The sequence below is a fragment of the Pseudomonas sp. NIBRBAC000502773 genome (assembly GCF_006517195.1).
Classification (GTDB): Bacteria; Pseudomonadota; Gammaproteobacteria; order Pseudomonadales; family Pseudomonadaceae; genus Aquipseudomonas; species Aquipseudomonas marginalis.
This window is the reverse complement of the sequence record NZ_CP041189.1, coordinates 4,441,764-4,463,861: the sequence shown is the minus strand read 5'-3', so window position 1 is coordinate 4,463,861 and position 22,098 is coordinate 4,441,764. Positions and strand designations below refer to the sequence as shown.

Sequence of the window (22,098 nt, the reverse complement as noted above, 5' to 3'; positions counted from 1 at the left end):
AGTGACGTCAAGCGCAGTGCCCACATGAGGAGTCTTGGAAGACGCCACCTGTGTTGCAGGTTTCGGCGATCTGACTTCGTAATACCGCAAAACCCATGACAGGAAAAAGTACTTTGACGCTTTTTTGAAGTTTATTTTTCAGGATGACGAATAGCACTAGCCGAGTGCCCCATGCACCGTTAAAGTCGGAAGTCCGCCTGCATCGAAATGTCGCACAAAATCAGCGTAAAAATGCCTCGCACCCAACAGGGCCGGGCACTTCATCCTTTTAACGAAACGCCTCCCGGCAGTCCTGCCAACCCAGCCCACTTTGCGCCGTTGCCTGCAGCAACATCGGCAATGCCACCCGCGCCTTGTCCTGGGTGTCGTGAAACACAATCACGCCTTTGCGCCACAACAGCATCAACGTCAGCACCCGTTGCGCCGACTCATCGGCCTTGAGCTTACCCGGCTCGTCCTGGGAATCGATGTCCCATAACGCCACCTGCAAGCCCTGGGACTGGAAGAACCCCTGGCTGTCCGCGCGCCGCTGCCCGTAAGGCGGACGGAACAGCGGCACGTAGTTTTCCGGCATCAGGTTCTGCACCAACTGCGCGCTGCGGGTGATGGAACTCTGCCAGTCCACCCAATGGCTGTGGGAACGGTACTGCCAGCCCTGGGTGCCGACGCACTGGCCCTGGTACAACGCCTCCACCTCAGCGGCGGAACTGCGCTCCACACGGTTTTGCAGGCTGCTGCCGAGGACAAAGAAGGTGGCGTTCATCTTCTGCTTGCGCAGGTAGTCGGCGAGCCAGTCGGTGTTGCCGCTGACCGGTGCAGGACCGCCGTCGAAGGTCAGCAGGAACAGGCGGTCGTTGAACTCGTCGCCGTTGCGTTCATGGTCGCCAAAGCGCGCGACTTCGCTGCTGATCTGTGGAAACAGCGCGGCCTTGCGCAGCAGTTCGTCCAGATAACGCTCATGGAAGGCATGGCTGGGTGCGGCCCAGCCTATATAGAAGGAGTCTTCACTGATCGCCAGCTTGCCGGCCTGCTCGCGCAGGTCGTCCATGTTCTCCACGAGGTAGCAGAACGAGGCGTCGACTTCGCAGCTCTGCTGGGCGAACGTGTAGTTCTCCAGCAGGCGCTGCCAAAGCTCGCGACGCAGGTCGTCGATGGCGGCCAGGTTGATGATCTTCAAGCCCAGGCGCTGCTTGAGTGCGGTTTCATCCTGGGACTCACTGGCCAGCAGGCTGTGGGCGAACATCAGGATTTCCGCACGCGAAGCCACATCGAACAGCGCCGGGCTACTGAGTTTTTCCGGCCAGGTGCCACGGTCCAGGCTGGCTACATCCACCGGCGCCGCCTGGGCATTCAGGCACAGCAGGCACGCCGACAACAAAAGCGCTATTCGCACACAGGGTCTCCCTCTCCAGAGTCACCGGCCATCATAGCGGATCGCGCCTATCGCCATCATAGGTGGAGTCAAATCGCCCAAGCCCCTAGAATCCCCGCACGATTTACAGGAGACGACTTCATGCTGATGGTGATTTCCCCCGCCAAGACCCTCGATTTCGAGACCCCAGCGGTGACCCAGCGCTTTACCCAGCCACAGTACCTGGACCATTCCCAGGCGCTGATCGAGCAACTGCGCGAACTGAGCCCGGCGCAGATCAGCGAATTGATGCACGTGTCCGATAAGATCGGCGGCCTCAATGCCGCCCGCTTCGGCAGCTGGACCCCGGCCTTCACCCCGGAGAATGCCAAGCAGGCCTTGCTGGCGTTCAAGGGCGACGTGTACACCGGCCTCAACGCCGAGACCTTCACCGATGCCGACTTCAGCTACGCCCAGGACCACCTGCGCATGCTCTCGGGCCTGTACGGCCTGCTGCGCCCCCTGGACCTGATGATGCCGTACCGCCTGGAGATGGGCACCAAACTCGCCAACGCCCGTGGCAAGGACCTGTACGCCTTCTGGGGCACGCGCATCAGCGAATGGCTGAACGAAGCCCTGGCCGAACAAGGCGACGACGTGCTGCTCAACCTGGCCTCCAACGAGTACTTCTCGGCGGTCAAGCGCATGGCCCTGAACGCGCGGATCATCAACACCGAGTTCAAGGACCTGAAGAACGGCCAGTACAAGATCATCAGCTTCTACGCGAAAAAGGCCCGGGGCATGATGAGCCGCTTCGTGATCGAAGAGCGCATCAACGATCCGGCCAGGCTCAAGCAGTTCGATGTGCAGGGTTACCGCTTCAATGCGGAGCAGTCCAAGCCGGACAATCTGGTGTTCCTGCGCGATCACGCACCGGAATAAGGCCGTACCAACCTCTTTCAGACAATGACATCCAAATGTGGGAGGGGGCTTGCCCCCGATTGCGGTGGTTCAGTCACGAATCTATAGACTGATGCACTGCCATCGGGGACAAGCCCCCTCCCACATTTTGTCCGCGCTCCACACCAAAAATCGTCATTTATTTGACGTCAAAAAATATCCACACACATCCCTAACATTTCTTTCACTCGACATTTCCAAAATTTTTTCGTAGTGGCACCACTTTTTTAAAACACTAGTGGCACAAAACTATCCCTTCGCGCCAACTACCTGTAACTACTGGCCCAAATAGCAAGTGCTATCAATATAGTACCAGTGCCATCTTTGCCTATATTTCAAGAAATTTCGGGAAACAGGATGAGCGGCCAGGAACTTCGTCCTGAAGCGCCGCTCATACCACCGGTAACGAAATTCTCTGTTTCTGTAGGAGATGACTTACAAGGCGGACCAACGGAAGTAGCGAAGTTGTCATATTGAACTTTGACTCAGTGGTCACATTACCAACCGATTAGTTGAGAGCGGCGATAAGGATCCATTGCCACGAACTATAAGGCCAAGGCTGTGCTTACCCTAATGGGTCAGTGAGACAACCCAAGGCATTGATATGTAAAGGCTTACAGCCTCTATCAAGGCCCTGCGGCACTGGCGCCAGGCCCTTCTCCCAGGAAGGCTGGCTGCATTTCAGGGCAGGCCCCAATAACAAGGCCAAGTTGCGCACAACTTGAGTGCAATAGTTAGTCACTCGTTATTCAACATGCCTGTACGCGGTAAGTCGGCGTCTATTCGCCCAACTTTCGCGGCATTTGTGACGCTTGCAAACATGAACTCCGGCCATCTAATGGCATGATTTAAATACAGAGGTAATTGCGATGCGCATCAGCATATTTGGTTTGGGTTACGTTGGCGCAGTGTGTGCCGGTTGCCTGTCTGCCCGTGGCCACGAAGTGGTCGGCGTAGACATCTCCAAGGAAAAGATCGACCTGATCAACGCCGGCAAATCGCCGATCGTCGAGCCGGGTCTGGGCGAACTGTTGAGCCAGGGCATCGCAAACGGTCGACTGCGCGGCACCACCAACTTCGCCGAAGCCATCCGTGATACCGACCTGTCGATGATTTGCGTCGGTACGCCGAGCAAGAAGAACGGCGACCTGGAACTCAATTACATCGAATCGGTATGCCGCGAGATCGGTTTTGTCCTGCGTGACAAGACCACCCGCCACACCATCGTGGTACGCAGCACCGTGTTGCCGGGCACCGTCGCCAACGTGGTGATCCCAATCCTCGAGGACTGCTCCGGCAAGAAAGCCGGCGTCGACTTCGGTGTTGCGGTCAACCCGGAATTCCTGCGCGAATCCACCGCCATCGCCGACTACGACCTGCCACCGATGACCGTCATCGGCGAATTCGACAAAGCCTCCGGCGATGTCCTGCAGTCGCTGTACGAAGAACTCGACGCCCCGATCATCCGCAAGGACATCGCCGTAGCCGAGATGATCAAGTACACCTGCAACGTGTGGCACGCCACCAAGGTCACCTTCGCCAACGAGATCGGCAACATCGCCAAGGCGGTCGGCGTCGACGGTCGCGAAGTGATGGAAGTGGTCTGCCAGGACAAAACCCTCAACCTGTCCCAGTACTACATGCGCCCAGGCTTCGCGTTCGGCGGCTCCTGCCTGCCTAAAGACGTGCGCGCCCTGACGTACCGCGCCGGCTCCCTGGACGTGGAAGCACCGCTGCTCAACTCGCTGATGCGCAGCAACGAGTCCCAGGTGCAGAACGCCTTCGACATCGTCGCCGGCCACGACAAACGCAAAGTTGCCCTGCTGGGCCTGAGCTTCAAGGCCGGTACCGACGACCTGCGCGAAAGCCCGCTGGTCGAGCTGGCGGAAATGCTGATCGGCAAGGGCTACGACCTGAGCATCTACGACAGCAACGTCGAGTACGCCCGTGTCCACGGTGCGAACAAGGACTACATCGAAGGCAAGATCCCCCACGTGTCGTCCCTGCTCAACTCGGACTTCGATGATGTGATCAACAACTCCGACGTGATCATCCTCGGCAACCGCGACGAGAAGTTCCGTGCCCTGGCGCAGAACGCGCCGCACGGCAAGCAAGTGATCGACCTGGTGGGCTTCATGTCCAAGGCCACCAGTACGACAGGCCGTACCGAAGGCATTTGCTGGTAACAGCAACGGTAAGTTTCGAGCTGCAGGCGTACCAATCCCCAGCGCTTGCAGCTCGAAGCCTTCTTCACCTTCGGATGACGCTTATGTCCAAGTTAAAACACGTACTGCTCCAATCCGCCGGCTGGCTGTTCTTTCTGAGCCTGCTGATGGGTCTCGCCCTGCTGTTGCCGGCGAGTACGTTCGACTCCGAGTCGAAGAATTTTATTTTCCTGATTGGCGCCGTCGGTATCTGGCGCTACTCGATGGGTGCTACGCATTTCTTTCGCGGCATGCTGTTCCTGTACGTGGTCTACCCGCACCTGCGCCGTAAAGTGCGCAAGCTGGGCAAGGCTGCCGACCCGTCCCACGTGTTCCTGATGGTTACCAGCTTCCGTATCGATGCGCTGACCACCGCGCAGGTCTACAGCTCGGTGATTCGCGAGGCCATCGAATGCGGCTTCCCCACCACCGTGGTCTGTTCACTGGTGGAAATGTCCGATGAGCTGCTGGTCAAGAGCCTCTGGGAACGCATGAACCCGCCGGATCACGTCAAGCTCGACTTCGTGCGTATCGCCGGTACCGGCAAGCGCGACGGCCTGGCCTTCGGTTTCCGCGCCATCTCCCGCCACCTGCCGGACGACCGCGCCGTGGTTGCCGTGATCGATGGCGACACCGTGCTCGCCGAAGGCGTGGTGCGCAAGACCGTGCCGTGGTTCCAGCTGTTCGGCAACGTCGGCGGCCTGACCACCAACGAATTCTGCGAAGTGCGCGGCGGCTACATCATGAGCGAGTGGCACAAGCTGCGCTTCGCCCAACGCCACATCAACATGTGCTCCATGGCCCTGTCCAAGCGCGTGCTGACCATGACCGGCCGCATGTCGGTGTTCCGCGCCAACGTCGTGACTGACCCGGGCTTTATCGCCGACGTGGAAAGCGACTCGCTGCAACACTGGCGCCTTGGCCGCTTCAAGTTCCTCACCGGTGACGACAAGTCCAGCTGGTTCAGCCTGATGCGCCTGGGCTACGACACCTTCTACGTGCCCGACGCCGCGATCCACACCGTGGAACACCCACCGGAAAAGAGCTTTATCAAGGCCAGCCGCAAACTGATGTTTCGCTGGTACGGCAACAACCTGCGCCAGAACTCCCGAGCCCTGGGCCTGGGTGTGCGTCGGCTGGGCCTGTTCACCAGCATCGTGTTGTTCGACCAGCGTGTGTCGATGTGGACCTCCCTGCTCGGCCTGACCGTGGCAATCATCGCCACCTTCAAGTACGGCGGCGCGTTCATCCTCGCGTACCTGCTGTGGATCGGCATCACCCGCCTGATCCTGACGCTGCTGCTGTCGTGCTCCGGCCACAAGATCGGCCCGGCTTACCCGGCGATTCTCTATTACAACCAGATCATGGGCGCGTTGGTGAAGATCTACGTGTTCTTCCGCCTTGATCAACAGTCCTGGACCCGCCAGGACACCAAACTGACCCGCGATTTGGCCAGCTTTCAACGTTGGTTCAACACCTGGTCGTCTCGGACCATGACCTTCTCCGCCGGCAGCATCTTCGTTGCCGTGTTGCTGATGATGGTCTGACCCTGCCAAGCCTGAATTAACCAAGGAATTACACCGTCATGAACAGCCAAGTAAACGCCAACGTTGTCCACGAGTCCGAAGCCCAGCGCCAACATGCCCGGGTCAAAATCCCGGCCAAGCTGCGCTTCTTCAACACTGACCGCACCCAGACCGAAGCGCGGGTGATCGACCTGTCCGCCGGCGGCCTGGCGTTCACCGCCACCCAGCCGTTGACCGTGGGTGAAGTGCACAAGGGTCGCCTGCAGTTCGTCATCGATAACCTCGGCCTGGCCATGGACGTAGAGCTGCAGATCCGCTCCTACGACCGCCAGACCGGCCGCACCGGTTGCCAGTTCCAGAACCTCGACGCCCAGGATATTTCCACCCTGCGCCACCTGATCACCTCGCACCTGTCCGGCGACATCGTGACCATGGGTGACGTGCTGGCGACCCTGCAACGCGACAACTTCACCAAGGCGCGCAAGGTCAAGGACAGCGGCAGCAACATGAGCGCCTTCGGTCGCCTGCGCGCCGTGACGTTCAGCCTGGCGATCTTCCTCGTCGGCCTGGCAGCCTTCGGTTTCGTGTTCAAATCGGTGTACGGCATGTACTTCGTCAGCCACGCCCAGGCGGGCCTGGTCAGCGTGCCCGGCATGAACGTGACCATGCCCCGCGACGGCACCGTGCAAAGCCTGCTCAAAGGTGACGCGGTGGCGGCCAAAGGTGCACCACTGGCGACCTTCAGCACCAGCATGCTGGATGTGCTCAAGGGCCACCTGGACGAAGACCAGCTGCAGCCGGCCAAGGTCGAAGAGCTGTTCGGCAAGCAAATGACCGGCACTCTCACCTCGCCGTGCGATTGCGTGGTCGCCCAGCAACTGGTCGCCGACGGCCAATACGCCAGCAAAGGCGACGTGATCTTCCAACTGGTGCCACGCGGCAGCCAGGCTAACGTCGAAGCTCGCTTTACCTATCGCCAGTTCGGTGACGTGCGCCCAGGCACCCCGGTGAGCTTCCAGGTGGCCGACGAAGAACAGACCCGCACCGGCACCATCGTCAGCAGCACCAGCCTGAACAGCGCCGACCTGTCCTCCGACATCCGCGTACAGATCAAGCCTGACGCCCCGCTGGACAGCGCCTACGCCGGCCGCCCGGTGGAAGTGACCAGCGACCGTGGCCCATCCCTGAACTGGCTGATCGATAAAGCCATGGCTGCGGGTCTTTAATCATGAGCGCCCTTCGAACCCTGCCGGTGCCCCTGGCGCTGGCCATCGCCCTCGCCGGTTGTGCCGGCCTGCCCGACCAACGCCTGGCCAATGAAGCGCTCAAGCGTGGCGACACCGTCACCGCGCAGCAGAATTACCAGCAACTGGCAGAACTGGGTTACAGCGAGGCCCAAGTGGGCCTGGCCGATATCCAGGTAGGCACCCGCGATCCGGCGCAAATCAAACAGGCCGAGGCCACTTACCGTGCCGCGGCGGATACCTCGCCGCGCGCCCAGGCCCGCCTCGGTCGCCTGCTGGTGGCCAAGCCAGGCTCCACCGAAGCCGAACACCATGAAGCCGAAGGCCTGTTGAAAAAAGCCTTTGCCAATGGCGAAGGCAACACCCTGATCCCGCTGGCGATGCTGTACCTGCAATACCCCCACAGCTTCCCCAACGTGAATGCCCAGCAGCAGATCAGCAAGTGGCAGGCCGCCGGTTACCCGGAAGCCGGCCTGGCCCAAGTCCTGCTGTATCGCACCCAGGGCACCTACGACCAGCATCTGGATGATGTGGAGCGCATCTGCAAGGCCGCGCTGAACACCACCGATATCTGCTATGTCGAGCTGGCCACGGTCTACCAGAAAAAAGCCCAGCCGGAAAAACAGGCCGAACTGCTCAAGCAGATGGAAGCCGGCTACAGCCGCGGCACCGTCACCGCCCAACGCGTCGACAGCGTCGCCCGCGTATTGGGCGACGCCACGCTGGGCAAGACCGATGAGAAAACCGCCCAGGCCCTGCTGGAAAAAATCGCCCCCGGCTACCCGGCTTCCTGGGTCAGCCTGGCGCAACTGCTCTACGACTTCCCAGAACTGGGCGACGTCGACCAGATGATGAAGTACCTGGACAACGGCCGCGCCGCCGATCAGCCGCGCGCCGAGCTGTTGCTGGGCAAGCTCTACTACGAAGGCAAGTGGGTGCCGGCGGACGCCAAGGCGGCTGAAGCGCACTTCCAGAAAGCCGTGGGCCGCGAAGTGGCTGCCGACTACTACCTCGGTCAGATCTACCGCCGTGGTTACCTGGGCCAGGTCTATTCGCAAAAAGCCCTGGACCACCTGCTGACCGCTGCGCGCAACGGCCAGAACAGCGCCGACTTCGCCATCGCCCAATTGTTTTCCCAAGGCAAGGGCACCAAGCCCGACCCATTGAATGCCTATGTCTTCAGCCAATTGGCCAAAGCCCAGGGCACGCCAGAGGCCAATGACCTGGCCACGCAGCTCGAAGCCCCGCTCACACCGGAACAACGCGCCCAAGGCCAACGCCTGGTGCAACAGGAACTGGCCGCCCGCGGCACCCTGGCCCAGAGCACGCTGCAACTGCACGCCCTGGAAGAAGAAGACGGCGAGGAATCCCTATGAAGCTCAATCCATTCGTGCAGGCCGGCATCGGCCTGACCTTCGCCCTGCTGTGGTCGTGCCCGACCCTGGCCGCGCTGACCGAAGCCAAGAATTTCGGCCTGGAAGTCAAAGTCACCGGCCAGTCCGAAGATGACCGCGACCTCGGCACCCAGAAAGGCGGCGACGTCAACGGTATCGGCCTCGACCTGCGCCCGTGGATCTACGGCGAAAGCGGCAACTGGAGCGCCTACGCCATGGGCCAGGCGGTTGCTTCGAGCGACATCATCGAGACCGACACCCTGCAACAGTCGGCGGATGACGAAAACCAGCAAACCACCAACAACGACCGCAAGACCAAGAAAAACTACCTGGCCATGCGCGAGTTCTGGGTCGGCTACAGCGGCTTCACGCCCTACCCCGGCGAGATCCTCAAACTTGGTCGCCAACGCCTGCGCAACGACGACGGCCAATGGCGCGACACCAACATCGAAGCGCTGAACTGGACCTTCGACACCACCCTGCTCAAGGCCAACGTCGGCGTCGCCGAACGTTTCAGCGAATACCGTACCGACCTCAAGGAACTGTCGCCCAAGGATAAGGACCGTCAGCACCTCTACGCCGACGCGTCCTACCAGTGGACGCCGGGCCAGTGGATCGGCCTGCGTGGCCACCACACCCATGACAACGGCAAGCTCGACTACCCGGAACCGGGCGTCGCCACCGACTCCCTGGACAAGCGCGAGAACGGCGACCTGACCTGGCTCGGCATCGAAGCCAACAGCGACGCCTACAACTGGCGCAACACCAACACCGTCAACTACTGGGCCAGCGTCACCGGCATGAAAGGCGACCGCGACTCGGTCAATGCCTTGAACGCCGACGGCACCCGCCCGACAGAGGCCAAGCGCAGCGATGACGTGAGTGGCTGGGCGACCGACCTGGGCATCCGCCTGCGCCTCGACCCGCAGTGGCAAGTGGGCGCGGCCTACTCCCGCGCCAGTGCCGAGTACGAGCAGAACGGCCTGCAAAGCAACCGTTCGAACTGGACCGGTACCCAGTCCCGCGTGCACCGTTTCGGCGAAGCGTTTCGCGGCGAGATGAACAACATGCAGTCCATGAGCCTGTTCGGTTCCTGGCAGCTGCGTGAGGACTACGACGCCAGCCTGGTGTACCACAAGTTCTGGCGCGTCGACGGCAACAAGCCAGTCGGCAGCAACGGCATCGACGCCGTGCAGAACAACACCGATGACGTCACCGGCGCGATCCTGTCCAGCACTTCCCTGCCCCTTGAAGACGGCAAGAAAGACCTGGGCCAGGAGATGGACCTTGTAGTCACCAAGTACTTCAAGACCGGCCTGCTGCCGGCCGCGCTCAGCCAGTCGGTTGACGAGCCATCAGCCCTGGTGCGGTTCCGTGCCGGTGTGTTCAAGCCAGGTGATGCCTATGGCAGCCAGGTCGACTCGTACATGCATCGCGCGTTTGTCGACGTGATCTGGAAATTCTGATGGGAGCCTGCGCAATGAATGCTCAAAGCCTACTCGTCGCGGCAATGCTGATGGCCAGTGCCACAGCGTTTGCCGATACGGCGGCCAAGGCGCCGACCATCGCCAAGGAACTGCAACAGGCCAAGACCTACACCATTTCCAGCCCGCCGACCGCGCCGCTGGAAATGGCCAAGCCTGCCCTGCCTGACCTGTCGGGTTATACCGCCGCAGCGATGGAAAAGAAGATCGTACGCACCAGGCCCGGCAAGATCAGCATCCGCCGCATGATGCAGGAAGACGCCCTCAAGGACTTTATCGGTGGCGACAACAAGATGGCCGAATGGGTGGTGCGCCAGCACGGCATTCCCCAGGCGATCTTTGTCGACGACGGCTACATGAACCTCAAGGACCTGCTCGGCAAAGTGCCCAAGCAGTACTTCAGCGAAACTTCGTCGGGCGTGTTCCTGGCCAAGTTGCCGATCGTGGTCGGGCGCAAGGGCATCCTGGACATCGATAAAAACACCCAGGAGCTGCGGCTGTCCCAGGAAGGCGGTTCGTTCCTGATCAACGACGGTCAACTGTTCGTGCGTGACACCAAAATCACCGGTTGGAGCGAAAAGGCCAATGGCCCGGCGCTGTTCAAGTCGCCCAAGGAATTCCGCCCGTTCCTGCTGGCCTGGGGCGGCACCGAGACTTACGTCTCCAAGACCAAGATGGCCAGTTTCGGCTATGCCAACAGTAAATCGTACGGGGTGAGTATTTCCCAGTACACGCCGAACATGGCCAAGGTGCTCAAGCGCCCCGAGCCGACCGGCTGGATCATCGATTCCGAGTTCTCGGACATGTGGTACGGCTTCTACTGCTACGAGACCACGGGCTTCGTGATCAAGGGCAATACCTACAAAGACAACATCGTCTACGGCATTGACCCCCATGACCGTTCCCACGGCCTGATCATCGCGGACAACACCGTCTACGGCACCAAGAAGAAGCACGGCATCATCATTTCCCGTGAGGTGAACGACAGCTTCATCTTCAACAACCGCAGCTACGACAACAAGCTGTCGGGCCTGGTGATCGACCGTAACAGCGTGAACAACCTGATCGCCGACAACGAGATCTACCGCAACCACACCGACGGCATCACCCTCTATGAGAGCGGCGACAACCTGCTGTGGGGCAACAAGGTGATCAGCAACCGTCGCCACGGCATCCGCGTGCGTAACAGCGTGAATATCAAGCTGTACGAAAACACCTCGATGGCCAACGGCCTGACCGGCGTGTACGGCCACATCAAGGACTTGACCGACACCGACCGCGACATCGCCCTCGACCCGTTCGACGCCAAGGTCTCGCTGATCGTGGTCGGCGGTGAACTGGCGGGTAACGGCAGCGGGCCGTTGTCCATCGACTCGCCACTGAGTATCGAGCTGTACCGCGTATCGATGCTGGCGCCGACCAAATCCAGCGGCATCAGCTTTTCCGGCGTGCTGGGCGATCGCCAGGAAGAAATTCTCGACCTGCTGGTGCGCCAGCAGAAAGCCGTGCTGATCGACCCTGTCGAACGCCAGACCGAAATGCAGGACTGAGGATGACCCTTATGCACCCACACATGATCAAACTGCTGAGCCTCTCGGGTCTGACCCTCGGCCTGCTCGCGGCCAGCCAGGGCGTGCGCGCCGACGAAATCAAGGCGCCGACCTTCACCGCCGAGCCCTGCTGCAGCCTGTGCCCGGCCGCCCATGACGCGAAGAACTACACCACGCGCTACCAGCAGAACTTCACCACCCTGGTGCAAGCCCAGGGCGACTGGCTGTTCCGTACCCAGGAAGACCTGCGCACCGAATTCGACACCAGCCCGGCCGGCTACAAGCGCATGCAACAACTGCACGACGCGTTCAAGGCCAAGGGCGTGGAACTGGTGGTGGTCTACCAGCCGACCCGTGGCCTGGTGAACCGCAACAAACTCAACCCCGCGGAAAAAGCCTCGTTCGATTTCGACAAGGCCCTGGGCAACTACAAGACCATGCTCGGCCGTTTCGCCAAGATGGGCTACGTGGTACCGGACCTGTCGCCGTTGACCAACGAGCAACTGCCGGACGAACTGCCGGCCCATGATTTCTACTTCCGCGGTGACCAACACTGGACCCCGTACGGCGCCCAGCGCACGGCGAAAATCGTCGCGGCCAAGGTTAAGCAGATGCCTGAATATGCCGAGATTCCCAAGCGCGAATTCGAGACCAAGCGCTCCGGGCGCATGGGCAAGACCGGCACCCTGCATAACATGGCCGGGCAATTGTGCGGCACCAGCTACGCCATCCAGTACATGGACCAGTTCACCACCGAGCCGAAAGGCGAAGCCGGCGACGGCGACCTGTTCGGCGATTCGGGCAACCCGCAGATCACCCTGGTGGGCACCAGCCACAGCGGCAAGAACTACAACTTTGCCGGGTTCCTGGAAGAAGAAATCGGCGCCGATATCCTCAACGTCGCCTTCCCCGGCGGTGGCCTGGAAGGCTCGATGATCCAGTACCTGGGCAGCGACGAATTCCAGAAGAGCCCGCCGAAAATCCTGATCTGGGAATTCTCGCCGCTGTATCGCCTGGACCAGGAGACCATCTACCGCCAGATGATGGCGCTGCTCGACAACGGCTGCGAAGGCAAGACCGCCCAGATGAGTGCCAGCACCTCGTTGAAACCCGGCAAGAACGAATTGCTGGTCAACAGTTCGAATAAAGACCTGCGCAACGCCAACCATCAGGTTGATATCCGCTTCGCCGATCCGTCGGTGAAAACCTTGCAAGCCACCCTCTGGTACATGAACGGGCGCCACGAGGACATCAAGATCGAGAAACCCGAAACATCCGAAACAGACGGGCGTTTCGCCTTTGAACTGCGCACCGATGAAGACTGGGCCTCGCAGAACTTGCTGGCCGTGGAAGTGCAGGGCCCCGAAGCGGGCGCTGCCGCGCAGAAGGTCGAAGCGAAAATTTGCACACGCAACGTATTCCCAGCGGGTGGTCAACAGACTGCCTCGACAGGGCAATGAGGTTACTTATGCAGAAGTTATGGATTCCATCGTTGCTGGGCCTGGCGATCTTCGCCGGTTCGGTCAACGCCGCCGCCCCGCTGCGTCCGCCCCAGGGCTACTTCGCACCGATTGAAGCGTTCAAGACCGGCGACTTCAAGGAAAACTGCGACACCATGCCGACGCCCTACACCGGGCCTCTGCAATTTCGCAGCAAGTACGAAGGTTCCGACAAAGCCCGTTCGACCCTGAACGTGCAGTCGGAAAAAGCCTTTCGCGACAGCACCGCCGACATCACCAAGCTGGAAAAAGACACCAGCAAGCGCGTGATGCAATTCATGCGCGACGGTCGCCCGGAACAGCTCGAATGCACCCTGAACTGGCTGGTGTCGTGGGCCAAGGCCGATGCGTTGATGTCCAAGGACTTCAACCACACCGGCAAGTCCATGCGCAAATGGGCCTTGGGCAGCATGGCGTCGGCCTATGTACGCCTGAAGTTCTCCGACTCGCACCCGTTGGCCAATCACCCGCAGGAATCGCAGCTGATCGAAGCCTGGTTCAACAAACTGGCCGATCAGGTGGTGAGCGACTGGGACAACCTGCCGCTGGAAAAAACCAACAACCACTCCTACTGGGCCGCCTGGTCGGTGATGGCAACGTCTGTCGCCACCAACCGGCGCGACCTGTTTGACTGGGCCGTCAAGGAATACAAGGTTGGCGTCAACCAGGTCGACGACCAAGGCTTCCTGCCCAACGAGTTGAAGCGTCAGCAGCGTGCCTTGTCGTACCACAACTACGCGTTGCCGCCGCTGTCGATGATCGCCAGTTTTGCCCTGGTCAACGGTGTCGACCTGCGCCAGGAAAACAACAGCGCGCTCAAGCGCCTGGGCGACAAAGTGCTGGCCGGGGTCAAGGACCCGGAGATCTTCGAACAGAAGAACGGCAAGGAGCAGGACATGAAGGACCTGAAGCAGGACATGAAATTCGCCTGGCTCGAACCCTTCTGCACCCTCTACACCTGCGCGCCGGATGTGATCGAACGCAAGCACGGGATGCAGCCGTTCAAGACCTTCCGCCTGGGGGGTGACCTGACCAAGGTCTACGACCCGACGCATGAAAAAGGCAACAAAGGTTCCTGAGCAAACTCGGTAAAAAATGTGGGAGGGGGCTTGCCCCCGATAGCAGGGTGTCATTCAACACAGATGGCGACTGTTACACCGCCATCGGGGGCAAGCCCCCTCCCACATTTTTGAGCCGGTTTCGTCAGTAGGAATGTTGTACCGCCCTCCCCGTTTTTTCGTGGGGGGTTTGGGGGGCTCTGGCCCTTGACTGTTGGTTAAACATGGAGAGATCGGGATGGTTTTCTCGTCCAATGTGTTCCTGTTTCTGTTCTTGCCGATCTTTCTCGGCTTGTACTACTTGAGCGGGCAACGCTATCGCAATCTGCTGCTGCTGATTGCCAGCTACGTGTTCTACGCCTGGTGGCGAGTGGACTTCCTGGCGCTGTTCGCCGCCGTCACGCTGTGGAACTACTGGATCGGCCTCAAGGTCGGTGCCGCCGGCGTGCGCACCAAGCCGGCCCAACGCTGGCTACTGCTGGGCGTGGCGGTCGACCTGTGCATTCTCGGCTACTTCAAGTACGCCAACTTCGGCGTCGACAGCATCAACGTCATGATGAAGTCGGCCGGCCTGGAGCCGTTCATCCTCACCCATGTGCTGCTGCCGATCGGGATCTCGTTCTACATCTTCGAGTCCATCAGCTACATCATCGACGTATACCGTGGCGATACCCCGGCGACCCGCAACCTCATCGACTTCGCGGCGTTCGTGGCGATCTTCCCGCACCTGATCGCCGGCCCGGTGTTGCGTTTCCGCGACCTGGCCGACCAGTTCAATAACCGCACCCACACCCTCGACAAGTTCTCCGAGGGCTGCACGCGGTTCATGCAGGGTTTCATCAAGAAGGTCTTCATCGCCGACACCCTGGCGGTGGTGGCCGACCATTGCTTCGCCCTGCAAAACCCCACCACCGGCGATGCCTGGCTCGGCGCGCTGGCCTACACCGCGCAGCTGTACTTCGACTTCTCCGGCTACAGCGACATGGCCATCGGCCTCGGCTTGATGATGGGTTTCCGCTTCATGGAAAACTTCAAGCAGCCGTACATCAGCCAGTCGATCACCGAGTTCTGGCGGCGCTGGCACATCAGCCTGTCCACCTGGCTGCGTGACTACCTGTACATCACCCTGGGCGGCAACCGTAAAGGCACGCTGACCACCTACCGCAACCTGTTCCTGACCATGCTGCTCGGTGGCCTGTGGCACGGCGCGAACATCACCTACATCGTGTGGGGTGCCTGGCACGGCATGTGGCTGGCGATTGAAAAAGCCATCGGCCTCAACACCGCACCGCGCAGTTTCAATGTCCTGCGCTGGGCCTTCACCTTCCTGCTGGTGGTGATGGGCTGGGTGATCTTCCGCGCCGAGAACCTCCACGTCGCCGGCCGTATGTACGGTGCGATGTTCAGCTTCGGCGAGTGGTCGCTGTCGGAACTCAACCGCGCCAACCTCACCGGCCTGCAAGTGGCAACCCTGGTGGTGGCGTACGCAACATTGGCGTTCTTCGGCCTGCGCGACTTCTACACCAACCGCCCTGCCGAGAAAACCAAGCCGGCCGACCCGAGCCTGATCAAGGCCGTGCCGGGCGACAACCCGGGCAGCATCCACGAGCCAGGTTTCACCGTTGGCCGTGACGCTGCCGTGCAACCGGCCTACTGGACCGCTGACTGGCCACGCTACGCCATGCGCGCTGCGGTGCTGCTGCTGTTCGTGGCGTCGATTCTCAAACTGTCGGCGCAGAGTTTCTCGCCGTTCCTTTACTTCCAATTCTGAGGGAGCCGACCATGACCCGTTCATTACGCGTCCTCTATATCGGCCTGTTCCTGGTGCTGCTGCTGGCCCTGGGCGCCTGGTCGCTGCGCAGCTTCCTGGGCTTCAGCACCAACGCCGACGCGACCGTGCTCAACGGTCGCTGGACCAAGGCCGTCGAGACCCATTACGACGAGGAGTTCCCGATCAAGCGATTGGGCACCAACCTCTGGGCCGCGCTGGACTACAAGCTGTTCAATGAAGGCCGACCTGGGGTGGTGCTGGGCCGCGATCACTGGTTGTACAGCGACGAGGAGTTCAACCCCGCCGTCAACGAAGACCAGAACCTTCAAGGCAACTACGCGCTGGTCGAAGGCGTACGCCAGAAGCTCAAGGCCCAGGGCATCCAACTGGTGATGGCGATCGTGCCGGCCAAGGTGCGCCTGTACCCGGAACACCTGGGTGAAGTGAAACCGGCGAGCATCCACGCCAACCTGTACCAGGACTTCCACGCCCGTGTGGCCGCCGACAAGATCATCGCCCCGGACCTGCTCGGCCCGCTGCAACAGGCCAAGCTGGGCGGCAAGCAGGTGTTCCTGCGCACCGACACTCACTGGACCCCGGACGGCGCCGAAATCGCCGCCAAGCAGTTGGCTAAAACCATCGCCGACAAGACCCCGCTCCACGGCGAGCCGCAGCGTTTTGTCACCGAGGCCGAGAAGACCGAGCCGCATAAAGGCGACCTGCGTCTGTTCCTGCCCCTGGACCCGCTGTTCGAAAACCTGATGCCACCGAAAGAGCCGCTGGAAAAACGCGTCACGCACCTGGCCGAAACCAAAGGCGACGACGCACTGTTCAGCGACAGCGAAACCCCGGTGGCCCTGGTGGGCACCAGCTACAGCGCCAACCCCAACTGGAACTTCGTCGGCGCCCTCAAGCAAGCCCTGGGCAGCGATGTGGTCAGCTACGCCGAAGACGGCCACGGCCCGATCCTGCCGATGCTCAGCTACCTGAAAAGTGACGACTTCAAGAACAGCCCGCCACAGGTGCTGATCTGGGAGTTCCCTGAACGCTATCTGCCCGTGAACAACGAAATCGGTGATGCCGACCCATCGTGGGTTGCGCAACTTAAACAAGCCGGTTCGCGCCAACAAAACATGGCACTGAACACCCCAGCTAAAAACCCAAAATCCGAGACGCCCGACCGGGCGCAAAACTGAAAGAGAGGTAACTCACATGACTTTCACTACTACTCCGCGTCGTCTCGCTAAGACTCTGGCCCTGGCTGCCGGTATGAGCTTGGTATCCCTGTCCGCCTTCGCCGGTGACGCTGCCTTGTACGGCCCAGTCGCACCGAAAGGCTCAAGCTTCGTGCGGATCTACAACGCCTCCAACCAGGAAGTCAGCGCCACTGTCGGCAGCACCAACCTCAGCGACGTGGCCCCGCTGGCCAGCAGCGACTTCAGCTTCATGCCCGGCGGCGACTACAGCGCCAAGGTCGGCAGCCAGACCGTGCCGGTCAAGCTCGCCCCGGACCACTACTACACCCTGGTCAACAACAACAGCGGCCAGCCGCAGCTGATCGAAGAGCCACCGTTCAAGAACAAGCAGAAATCCCTGGTGCGCGTGCAGAACCTCAGCGACAAGGCCCTGACCCTGAAAACCGCCGACGGCAAGACCGACGTGGTCAAGTCGGTGGCCGCCAAAGGCCGTGGCGAACGTGAGATCAACCCGGTGAAGGTGAGCCTGGCGCTGTATGACGGCGACAAGAAAGTCGGCGACGTGAAGCCAGTGGCCCTGGAGCGCGGTGAAGCAGCGGTGCTGTACGTCACCGGTTCGGGTTCGAGCATTTCGCCAGTCTGGGTAAAACGCCCGGTGTCGACCCGCTGAATGAATTTTCCGGGTCGGCTGCGGCCGGCCCGGACACGAGACAAAAACAAGAGTGAAACGACAAACCTTCGTAGCTCTGACCCAAATTGATTCAAGGAGAAACACATGATCCCAGTAATCCTTTCCGGTGGTAGCGGCTCACGTCTTTGGCCGCTTTCCCGCAAACAGTTCCCCAAACAATTCCTGGCCCTGACCGGCGAGCACACGCTGTTCCAGCAAACCCTGGAACGCCTGGTGTTCGAAGGCATGGACTCCCCGATCGTGGTCTGCAACAAGGACCATCGCTTCATCGTCAACGAGCAACTGGCCAACCGTAAACTGGAGTGCCAACGCATCCTGATGGAACCCTTCGGCCGCAACACCGCGCCGGCCGTGGCCCTCACCGCGATGATGCTGGTCAACGAAGGCCGTGACGAACTGATGCTGGTGCTGCCGGCCGACCACGTGATCGACGACCAGAAAGCCCTGCAACGCGCCCTGGCCCTGGCCACCGTGGCCGCCGAGCGTGGCGAGATGGTGCTGTTCGGCGTGCCGGCCACCCGTCCGGAAACCGGTTATGGCTACATCAAGTCCACCAACGATTCGCTGCTGCCCGAAGGCGTGAGCCGCGTACAGCAGTTCGTGGAAAAACCCGATGAAAAACGCGCCGTCGAGTTCGTCAAAAGCGGCGGTTACTTCTGGAACAGCGGCATGTTCCTGTTCCGCGCCAGCCGCTTCCTGGAAGAGCTGAAAAAGCACGATCCGGACATCTACGACACCTGCGTGCTGACCCTGGAGCGCAGCCAGCAAGACGCCGATACCGTGACCTTCGACGAAGCCACCTTCGCCTGCTGCCCGGACAACTCCATCGACTACGCCGTGATGGAAAAAACCCAGCGCGCTTGCGTGGTCCCCCTGAGTGCGGGCTGGAGCGACGTGGGTTGCTGGGCTTCGCTGTGGGCGGTCAACGATAAAGACGCCAACGGCAACGTCACCAAGGGCGACGTGGTGATCCAGGACAGCAAGAACTGCATGATCCACGGCAACGGCAAGCTGGTGTCGGTGATCGGCCTGGAAAACATCGTGGTGGTGGAAACCAAGGACGCGATGATGATTGCCCACAAGGACAAGGTCCAGGGCGTCAAGCAGATGGTCAACACCCTCAACGAACAGGGCCGCAGCGAAACCCAGAACCACTGCGAAGTCTATCGTCCGTGGGGCTCCTACGACTCGGTGGACATGGGCGGCCGCTTCCAGGTCAAGCACATCTCGGTCAAGCCGGGCGCGTGCCTGTCGCTGCAGATGCACCACCACCGCGCCGAACACTGGATCGTGGTCAGCGGCACCGCCGAAGTCACCTGTGACGAGAACGTGTTCCTGCTCTGCGAGAACCAGTCCACCTACATCCCGATCGCCTCGGTGCACCGCCTGCGCAACCCGGGCAAGATCCCGTTGGAGATCATCGAAGTGCAATCGGGCAGCTACCTGGGCGAAGACGATATCGAGCGGTTTGAGGATATCTACGGGCGCTCGACCCCGGTTGAACGTGGCGTGTCGGTGAAAACTATCGCGCAGTAAAACAGTCGTACAAGAAGCCCTCACCCAGCCCATTGCGTCCCCTATCCGCAGTGGGTTGGGTGGGGGCTTTTTCGTTCAATACCCGTCAAGGCGTACCGACGAACCAAGGCATGCTCTCATGCCTGGTTCTTAACGAGCCCAGTTACGCGGAGCAAAGGCGTTATAGTTGCCATGTTCTTTGGGCTCAGCATTTTTGTACGTGTTCTTGCCAATTTTCTCGGCAGCTTTGCCCCCCACATAAGAGCCGAACCGGCCACTTTCGAGGTAAGGCCGCCCGAGCCTGCCAGTTGCTTACCGGCCACTTTTGCCGCCGCCCCACCCACCGTCAACACGGCCCCAAAAGCTTTATTTTTAGTCGAGTCATTCATGTGAAGCGCCATGGATGGCAAAAAATGCGAACGGACTTGATCATTGATCCCTTGCAGTACAGTTTGCTTCAAGCTCGTGAGCCCCAGACTTTGCATTCGAGGTCCCGAGCGCGATTCGCCGGGGTCGGCCCCCGTTTGAGTGGCGCTTGCTGAGTGACTGGGCGCCGCAGAGGAAGCGGATACATTGAGAGGGGTGGACAGGCTTAAAGCAGCGTCTGAAACGTTCATAAAATAGTTCACCTGATATAAGTGTGAAGTGAGTTCCCTCTTGGACCAGCCAGACCTCCTTGCACAAACTCTGTGGAAAATTATTCAAGTCAGTTCCCAGTATCATCGGATGTAAATACCTGACCACGAGGAAAAAGCCCCCCCACGATAGGCAATCGGGTGAGCCCGCGAGTAGGATGTTTTATCCCTGTGCGAGGTTGTTGTTATGTTCTTCGGTGTTTTGCTGATCATCACCTGGCTGATCCTCCTGCTGCGCTACCCGGCCAAGGCCCTTCCAGTTTCCCTTGCTGCCTTGGCAGGCCTGGGTTGCGTGGCCGTCTGGGTGGTCTGGCTGGACAGCCGCGAAGCCTCGCAATTGGCGCGCCTGGAACTGCGCATCACCTACGCCCCGCAGGAGTGCCCGGCCGACCGCCCGCTCAAGCTGACCCTGAACAACGGCAACGACGTACCCCTCACCGAACTGCGCTGGCGCGTCGCCGCCTATGCGCCGGGCGATACGGTCAACCTGGCCGACAACGTCTACGCCGCCCCGCGCTATCGTGGCCCCGGCGAGTTGCAGGCCGGCGCCACTTGGGACGACTGCCTGCCCACCCCGCCCCTGCGCCCCGGCTACCGCGCGCAAACCCTGGAATTTCGCGCCGAGCACCTGCAAGGCAGCTTCTCGGACTGACAAAGGACTGATCCATGCCCAACGTACTCATCACCGGTTGCTCCAGCGGTATTGGCCGCGCCCTGGCCGAGGCCTTCAAATCCGCCGGTTTCAACGTGTGGGCCAGCGCCCGCCGCCCGCAAGACGTCACCGCCCTCGCCGCCGCGGGTTTCAATGCCGTCGAACTCGACGTCAACGACAGTGCCGCTTTACAGCGCCTGGCCGAACAGCTGGGCGAGCTGGATGTACTGATCAACAACGCCGGCTACGGCGCCATGGGCCCGCTGCTCGATGGCGGTGCCGAGGCGATGCAGCGCCAGTTCGAGACCAACGTATTTTCCATCGTCGGCGTGACCCAGGCGCTGTTCCCGGCCCTGCGCAAGCGCAAAGGGCTGGTGGTGAATATCGGCAGCGTTTCCGGCGTGCTGGTCACGCCGTTTGCCGGCGCCTACTGCGCGTCCAAGGCGGCGGTGCATGCGTTGAGTGATGCACTGCGCATGGAGCTGGCGCCGTTTGGCATCCGAGTGATGGAGGTGCAGCCAGGCGCCATCAATACAAGCTTCGCAAAAAACGCCGGCGCCCAGGCCGAACTGTTAATCAACGAAAAATCGCCGTGGTGGCCGTTGCGCGAGGGCATTCGCGCACGCAGCCAGGCCTCTCAGGACAAGCCCACCCCGGCCAGCGTGTTTGCAGCAGATGTGCTCAAGGCGGTGCAACAACCACAGCCACCGCGCCTGTTGCGTTCGGGCAATGGCAGCCGGGCGTTGCCGTTGATGGCTGCGTTGTTGCCCAAGGGATTATTGGAAGCCGTGTTGAAAAAACGCTTTGGTTTGAATGGGAGTTTGTAAATGATCGACTACAGCGATTTTTTTGAAGAAGTGATCCAGACCCACGTCGAGATCGAGCAATGGTTTGCCGGGGTTGCGCCAGAAGGCACCCTGCAAAGCCTGCTTGCGCGCTTCTCGCCCGAGTTCAGCATGATCGCCCCCGCCACCGGCACACGCGTCAATGCAGCCGGGGTCAACGCGCTGTTCACCCGCCTGGGCGGCATGCGCCCGGGGTTGAAAATCACCTTGAGTGAAATGACCGGGATTGACCGCCATGCGCGCGGGGCCACGGTGACTTATCGCGAACATCAGATCGATGCCAGCGGCACGCAGACGGATCGTCGCGCCACGGTGGTGTTTGAAAAGCAGGCCAGCGGCGCGTTGCTGTGGCGTCATCTGCATGAGACTTTTGTGCCTCAGGCTCGCAGCCAATAATGGCCAACTAGCACCTGTCAGATCTGACAGTAGACGCGGTATCACACCAAGACCAGACTGAAAACGTCGCCCGATTTGAACACTCAAGGTATCCACGCGGCAGACTTTCCTCTCCAACCAAAGAAGG

General features: G+C 60.7%; 18 protein-coding genes. 16 read left to right on the top strand and 2 right to left on the bottom strand.

Annotation, left to right across the window (positions count from 1 at the left end):
- Positions 1-268: 268 nt before the first annotated feature.
- Positions 269-1,393 carry a polysaccharide deacetylase family protein gene (locus NIBR502773_RS20550; protein WP_141156802.1) on the bottom strand — a complete coding sequence of 375 codons (1,125 nt, stop codon included), beginning with the start codon at positions 1,391-1,393 and terminating at the stop codon, positions 269-271.
- A 120-nt stretch (positions 1,394-1,513) separates the two neighbouring features.
- Here NIBR502773_RS20550 and yaaA point away from each other — a divergent pair, with 120 nt between their 5' ends.
- From yaaA to NIBR502773_RS20480, 13 genes are all read left to right on the top strand, one after another.
- Complete coding sequence (gene yaaA, locus NIBR502773_RS20545; protein ID WP_141156801.1) at positions 1,514-2,293, top strand: peroxide stress protein YaaA; 780 nt, start codon at positions 1,514-1,516, stop codon at positions 2,291-2,293.
- Between the two features lie 887 nt (positions 2,294-3,180).
- Positions 3,181-4,497 carry a nucleotide sugar dehydrogenase gene (locus NIBR502773_RS20540; RefSeq protein ID WP_065924229.1) on the top strand — a complete coding sequence of 439 codons (1,317 nt, stop codon included), beginning with the start codon at positions 3,181-3,183 and terminating at the stop codon, positions 4,495-4,497.
- A gap of 83 nt (positions 4,498-4,580) precedes the next feature.
- On the top strand, positions 4,581-6,062 hold the full coding sequence (gene alg8, locus NIBR502773_RS20535) for a mannuronan synthase (RefSeq protein ID WP_161985711.1): 1,482 nt from the start codon (positions 4,581-4,583) through the stop codon (positions 6,060-6,062).
- 38 nt (positions 6,063-6,100) lie between these two features.
- Positions 6,101-7,267 (top strand): alginate biosynthesis protein Alg44, encoded by a 1,167-nt coding sequence (locus NIBR502773_RS20525; RefSeq protein WP_027604726.1) that lies wholly within the window; start codon positions 6,101-6,103, stop codon positions 7,265-7,267.
- 2 nt (positions 7,268-7,269) lie between these two features.
- Complete coding sequence (gene algK / locus NIBR502773_RS20520; protein ID WP_141156800.1) at positions 7,270-8,661, top strand: alginate biosynthesis TPR repeat lipoprotein AlgK; 1,392 nt, start codon at positions 7,270-7,272, stop codon at positions 8,659-8,661.
- A complete protein-coding gene (locus tag NIBR502773_RS20515; protein WP_141156799.1) occupies positions 8,658-10,145 on the top strand; it encodes an alginate export family protein in 1,488 nt (495 codons plus the stop codon). The genes algK and NIBR502773_RS20515 overlap by 4 nt, the downstream gene beginning before the upstream one ends.
- Complete coding sequence (algG, locus tag NIBR502773_RS20510) at positions 10,145-11,713, top strand: mannuronan 5-epimerase AlgG (protein ID WP_141156798.1); 1,569 nt, start codon at positions 10,145-10,147, stop codon at positions 11,711-11,713. The genes NIBR502773_RS20515 and algG overlap by 1 nt, the downstream gene beginning before the upstream one ends.
- A gap of 11 nt (positions 11,714-11,724) precedes the next feature.
- The gene (locus NIBR502773_RS20505) at positions 11,725-13,173 is read left to right on the top strand and encodes an alginate O-acetyltransferase (protein WP_141157858.1); all 1,449 of its coding nucleotides are present in this window, start codon (positions 11,725-11,727) and stop codon (positions 13,171-13,173) included.
- Positions 13,174-13,181: 8 nt separating this feature from the next.
- Positions 13,182-14,291, top strand: coding sequence for a mannuronate-specific alginate lyase (locus NIBR502773_RS20500; RefSeq protein WP_141156797.1), 1,110 nt, complete (start codon positions 13,182-13,184; stop codon positions 14,289-14,291).
- Positions 14,292-14,508: 217 nt separating this feature from the next.
- Positions 14,509-16,041 (top strand): MBOAT family protein, encoded by a 1,533-nt coding sequence (locus NIBR502773_RS20495; RefSeq protein WP_141156796.1) that lies wholly within the window; start codon positions 14,509-14,511, stop codon positions 16,039-16,041.
- Between the two features lie 11 nt (positions 16,042-16,052).
- Entirely contained in the window at positions 16,053-17,237 is a 1,185-nt protein-coding gene (locus tag NIBR502773_RS20490) for an alginate O-acetyltransferase (protein ID WP_027604733.1), read from the top strand.
- A gap of 16 nt (positions 17,238-17,253) precedes the next feature.
- Positions 17,254-17,907, top strand: coding sequence for an alginate O-acetyltransferase AlgF (locus NIBR502773_RS20485; protein ID WP_027604734.1), 654 nt, complete (start codon positions 17,254-17,256; stop codon positions 17,905-17,907).
- Positions 17,908-18,012: 105 nt separating this feature from the next.
- Entirely contained in the window at positions 18,013-19,464 is a 1,452-nt protein-coding gene (locus tag NIBR502773_RS20480; RefSeq protein WP_027604735.1) for a mannose-1-phosphate guanylyltransferase/mannose-6-phosphate isomerase, read from the top strand.
- Between the two features lie 116 nt (positions 19,465-19,580).
- Here NIBR502773_RS20480 and NIBR502773_RS20475 read toward each other — a convergent pair whose 3' ends face one another.
- Positions 19,581-19,904 carry a hypothetical protein gene (locus tag NIBR502773_RS20475; protein ID WP_141156795.1) on the bottom strand — a complete coding sequence of 108 codons (324 nt, stop codon included), beginning with the start codon at positions 19,902-19,904 and terminating at the stop codon, positions 19,581-19,583.
- A gap of 361 nt (positions 19,905-20,265) precedes the next feature.
- Here NIBR502773_RS20475 and NIBR502773_RS20470 point away from each other — a divergent pair, with 361 nt between their 5' ends.
- Genes NIBR502773_RS20470 through NIBR502773_RS20460 form a run of 3 tightly spaced genes read left to right on the top strand, consistent with a single transcriptional unit; the run spans position 20,266 to position 21,971 of the window.
- The gene (locus NIBR502773_RS20470) at positions 20,266-20,730 is read left to right on the top strand and encodes a multidrug transporter (RefSeq protein WP_115486682.1); all 465 of its coding nucleotides are present in this window, start codon (positions 20,266-20,268) and stop codon (positions 20,728-20,730) included.
- Between the two features lie 14 nt (positions 20,731-20,744).
- Positions 20,745-21,557 (top strand): SDR family oxidoreductase, encoded by an 813-nt coding sequence (locus NIBR502773_RS20465; RefSeq protein WP_141156794.1) that lies wholly within the window; start codon positions 20,745-20,747, stop codon positions 21,555-21,557.
- Positions 21,558-21,971, top strand: coding sequence for a DUF4440 domain-containing protein (locus tag NIBR502773_RS20460; protein WP_141156793.1), 414 nt, complete (start codon positions 21,558-21,560; stop codon positions 21,969-21,971).
- The last annotated feature ends 127 nt before the right edge of the window (positions 21,972-22,098 follow it).

Coding starts and splice junctions, on each gene's coding strand:
- NIBR502773_RS20470 (WP_115486682.1), top strand. CDS start 20,266: ATGTTCTTCGGTGTTTTGCTGATCATCACCTGGCTGATCCTCCTGCTG.
- NIBR502773_RS20460 (WP_141156793.1), top strand. CDS start 21,558: ATGATCGACTACAGCGATTTTTTTGAAGAAGTGATCCAGACCCACGTC.
- NIBR502773_RS20485 (WP_027604734.1), top strand. CDS start 17,254: ATGACTTTCACTACTACTCCGCGTCGTCTCGCTAAGACTCTGGCCCTG.
- alg8 (WP_161985711.1), top strand. CDS start 4,581: ATGTCCAAGTTAAAACACGTACTGCTCCAATCCGCCGGCTGGCTGTTC.
- NIBR502773_RS20525 (WP_027604726.1), top strand. CDS start 6,101: ATGAACAGCCAAGTAAACGCCAACGTTGTCCACGAGTCCGAAGCCCAG.
- yaaA (WP_141156801.1), top strand. CDS start 1,514: ATGCTGATGGTGATTTCCCCCGCCAAGACCCTCGATTTCGAGACCCCA.
- NIBR502773_RS20490 (WP_027604733.1), top strand. CDS start 16,053: ATGACCCGTTCATTACGCGTCCTCTATATCGGCCTGTTCCTGGTGCTG.
- algK (WP_141156800.1), top strand. CDS start 7,270: ATGAGCGCCCTTCGAACCCTGCCGGTGCCCCTGGCGCTGGCCATCGCC.
- NIBR502773_RS20505 (WP_141157858.1), top strand. CDS start 11,725: ATGCACCCACACATGATCAAACTGCTGAGCCTCTCGGGTCTGACCCTC.
- NIBR502773_RS20495 (WP_141156796.1), top strand. CDS start 14,509: ATGGTTTTCTCGTCCAATGTGTTCCTGTTTCTGTTCTTGCCGATCTTT.
- algG (WP_141156798.1), top strand. CDS start 10,145: ATGGGAGCCTGCGCAATGAATGCTCAAAGCCTACTCGTCGCGGCAATG.
- NIBR502773_RS20540 (WP_065924229.1), top strand. CDS start 3,181: ATGCGCATCAGCATATTTGGTTTGGGTTACGTTGGCGCAGTGTGTGCC.
- NIBR502773_RS20500 (WP_141156797.1), top strand. CDS start 13,182: ATGCAGAAGTTATGGATTCCATCGTTGCTGGGCCTGGCGATCTTCGCC.
- NIBR502773_RS20465 (WP_141156794.1), top strand. CDS start 20,745: ATGCCCAACGTACTCATCACCGGTTGCTCCAGCGGTATTGGCCGCGCC.
- NIBR502773_RS20515 (WP_141156799.1), top strand. CDS start 8,658: ATGAAGCTCAATCCATTCGTGCAGGCCGGCATCGGCCTGACCTTCGCC.
- NIBR502773_RS20480 (WP_027604735.1), top strand. CDS start 18,013: ATGATCCCAGTAATCCTTTCCGGTGGTAGCGGCTCACGTCTTTGGCCG.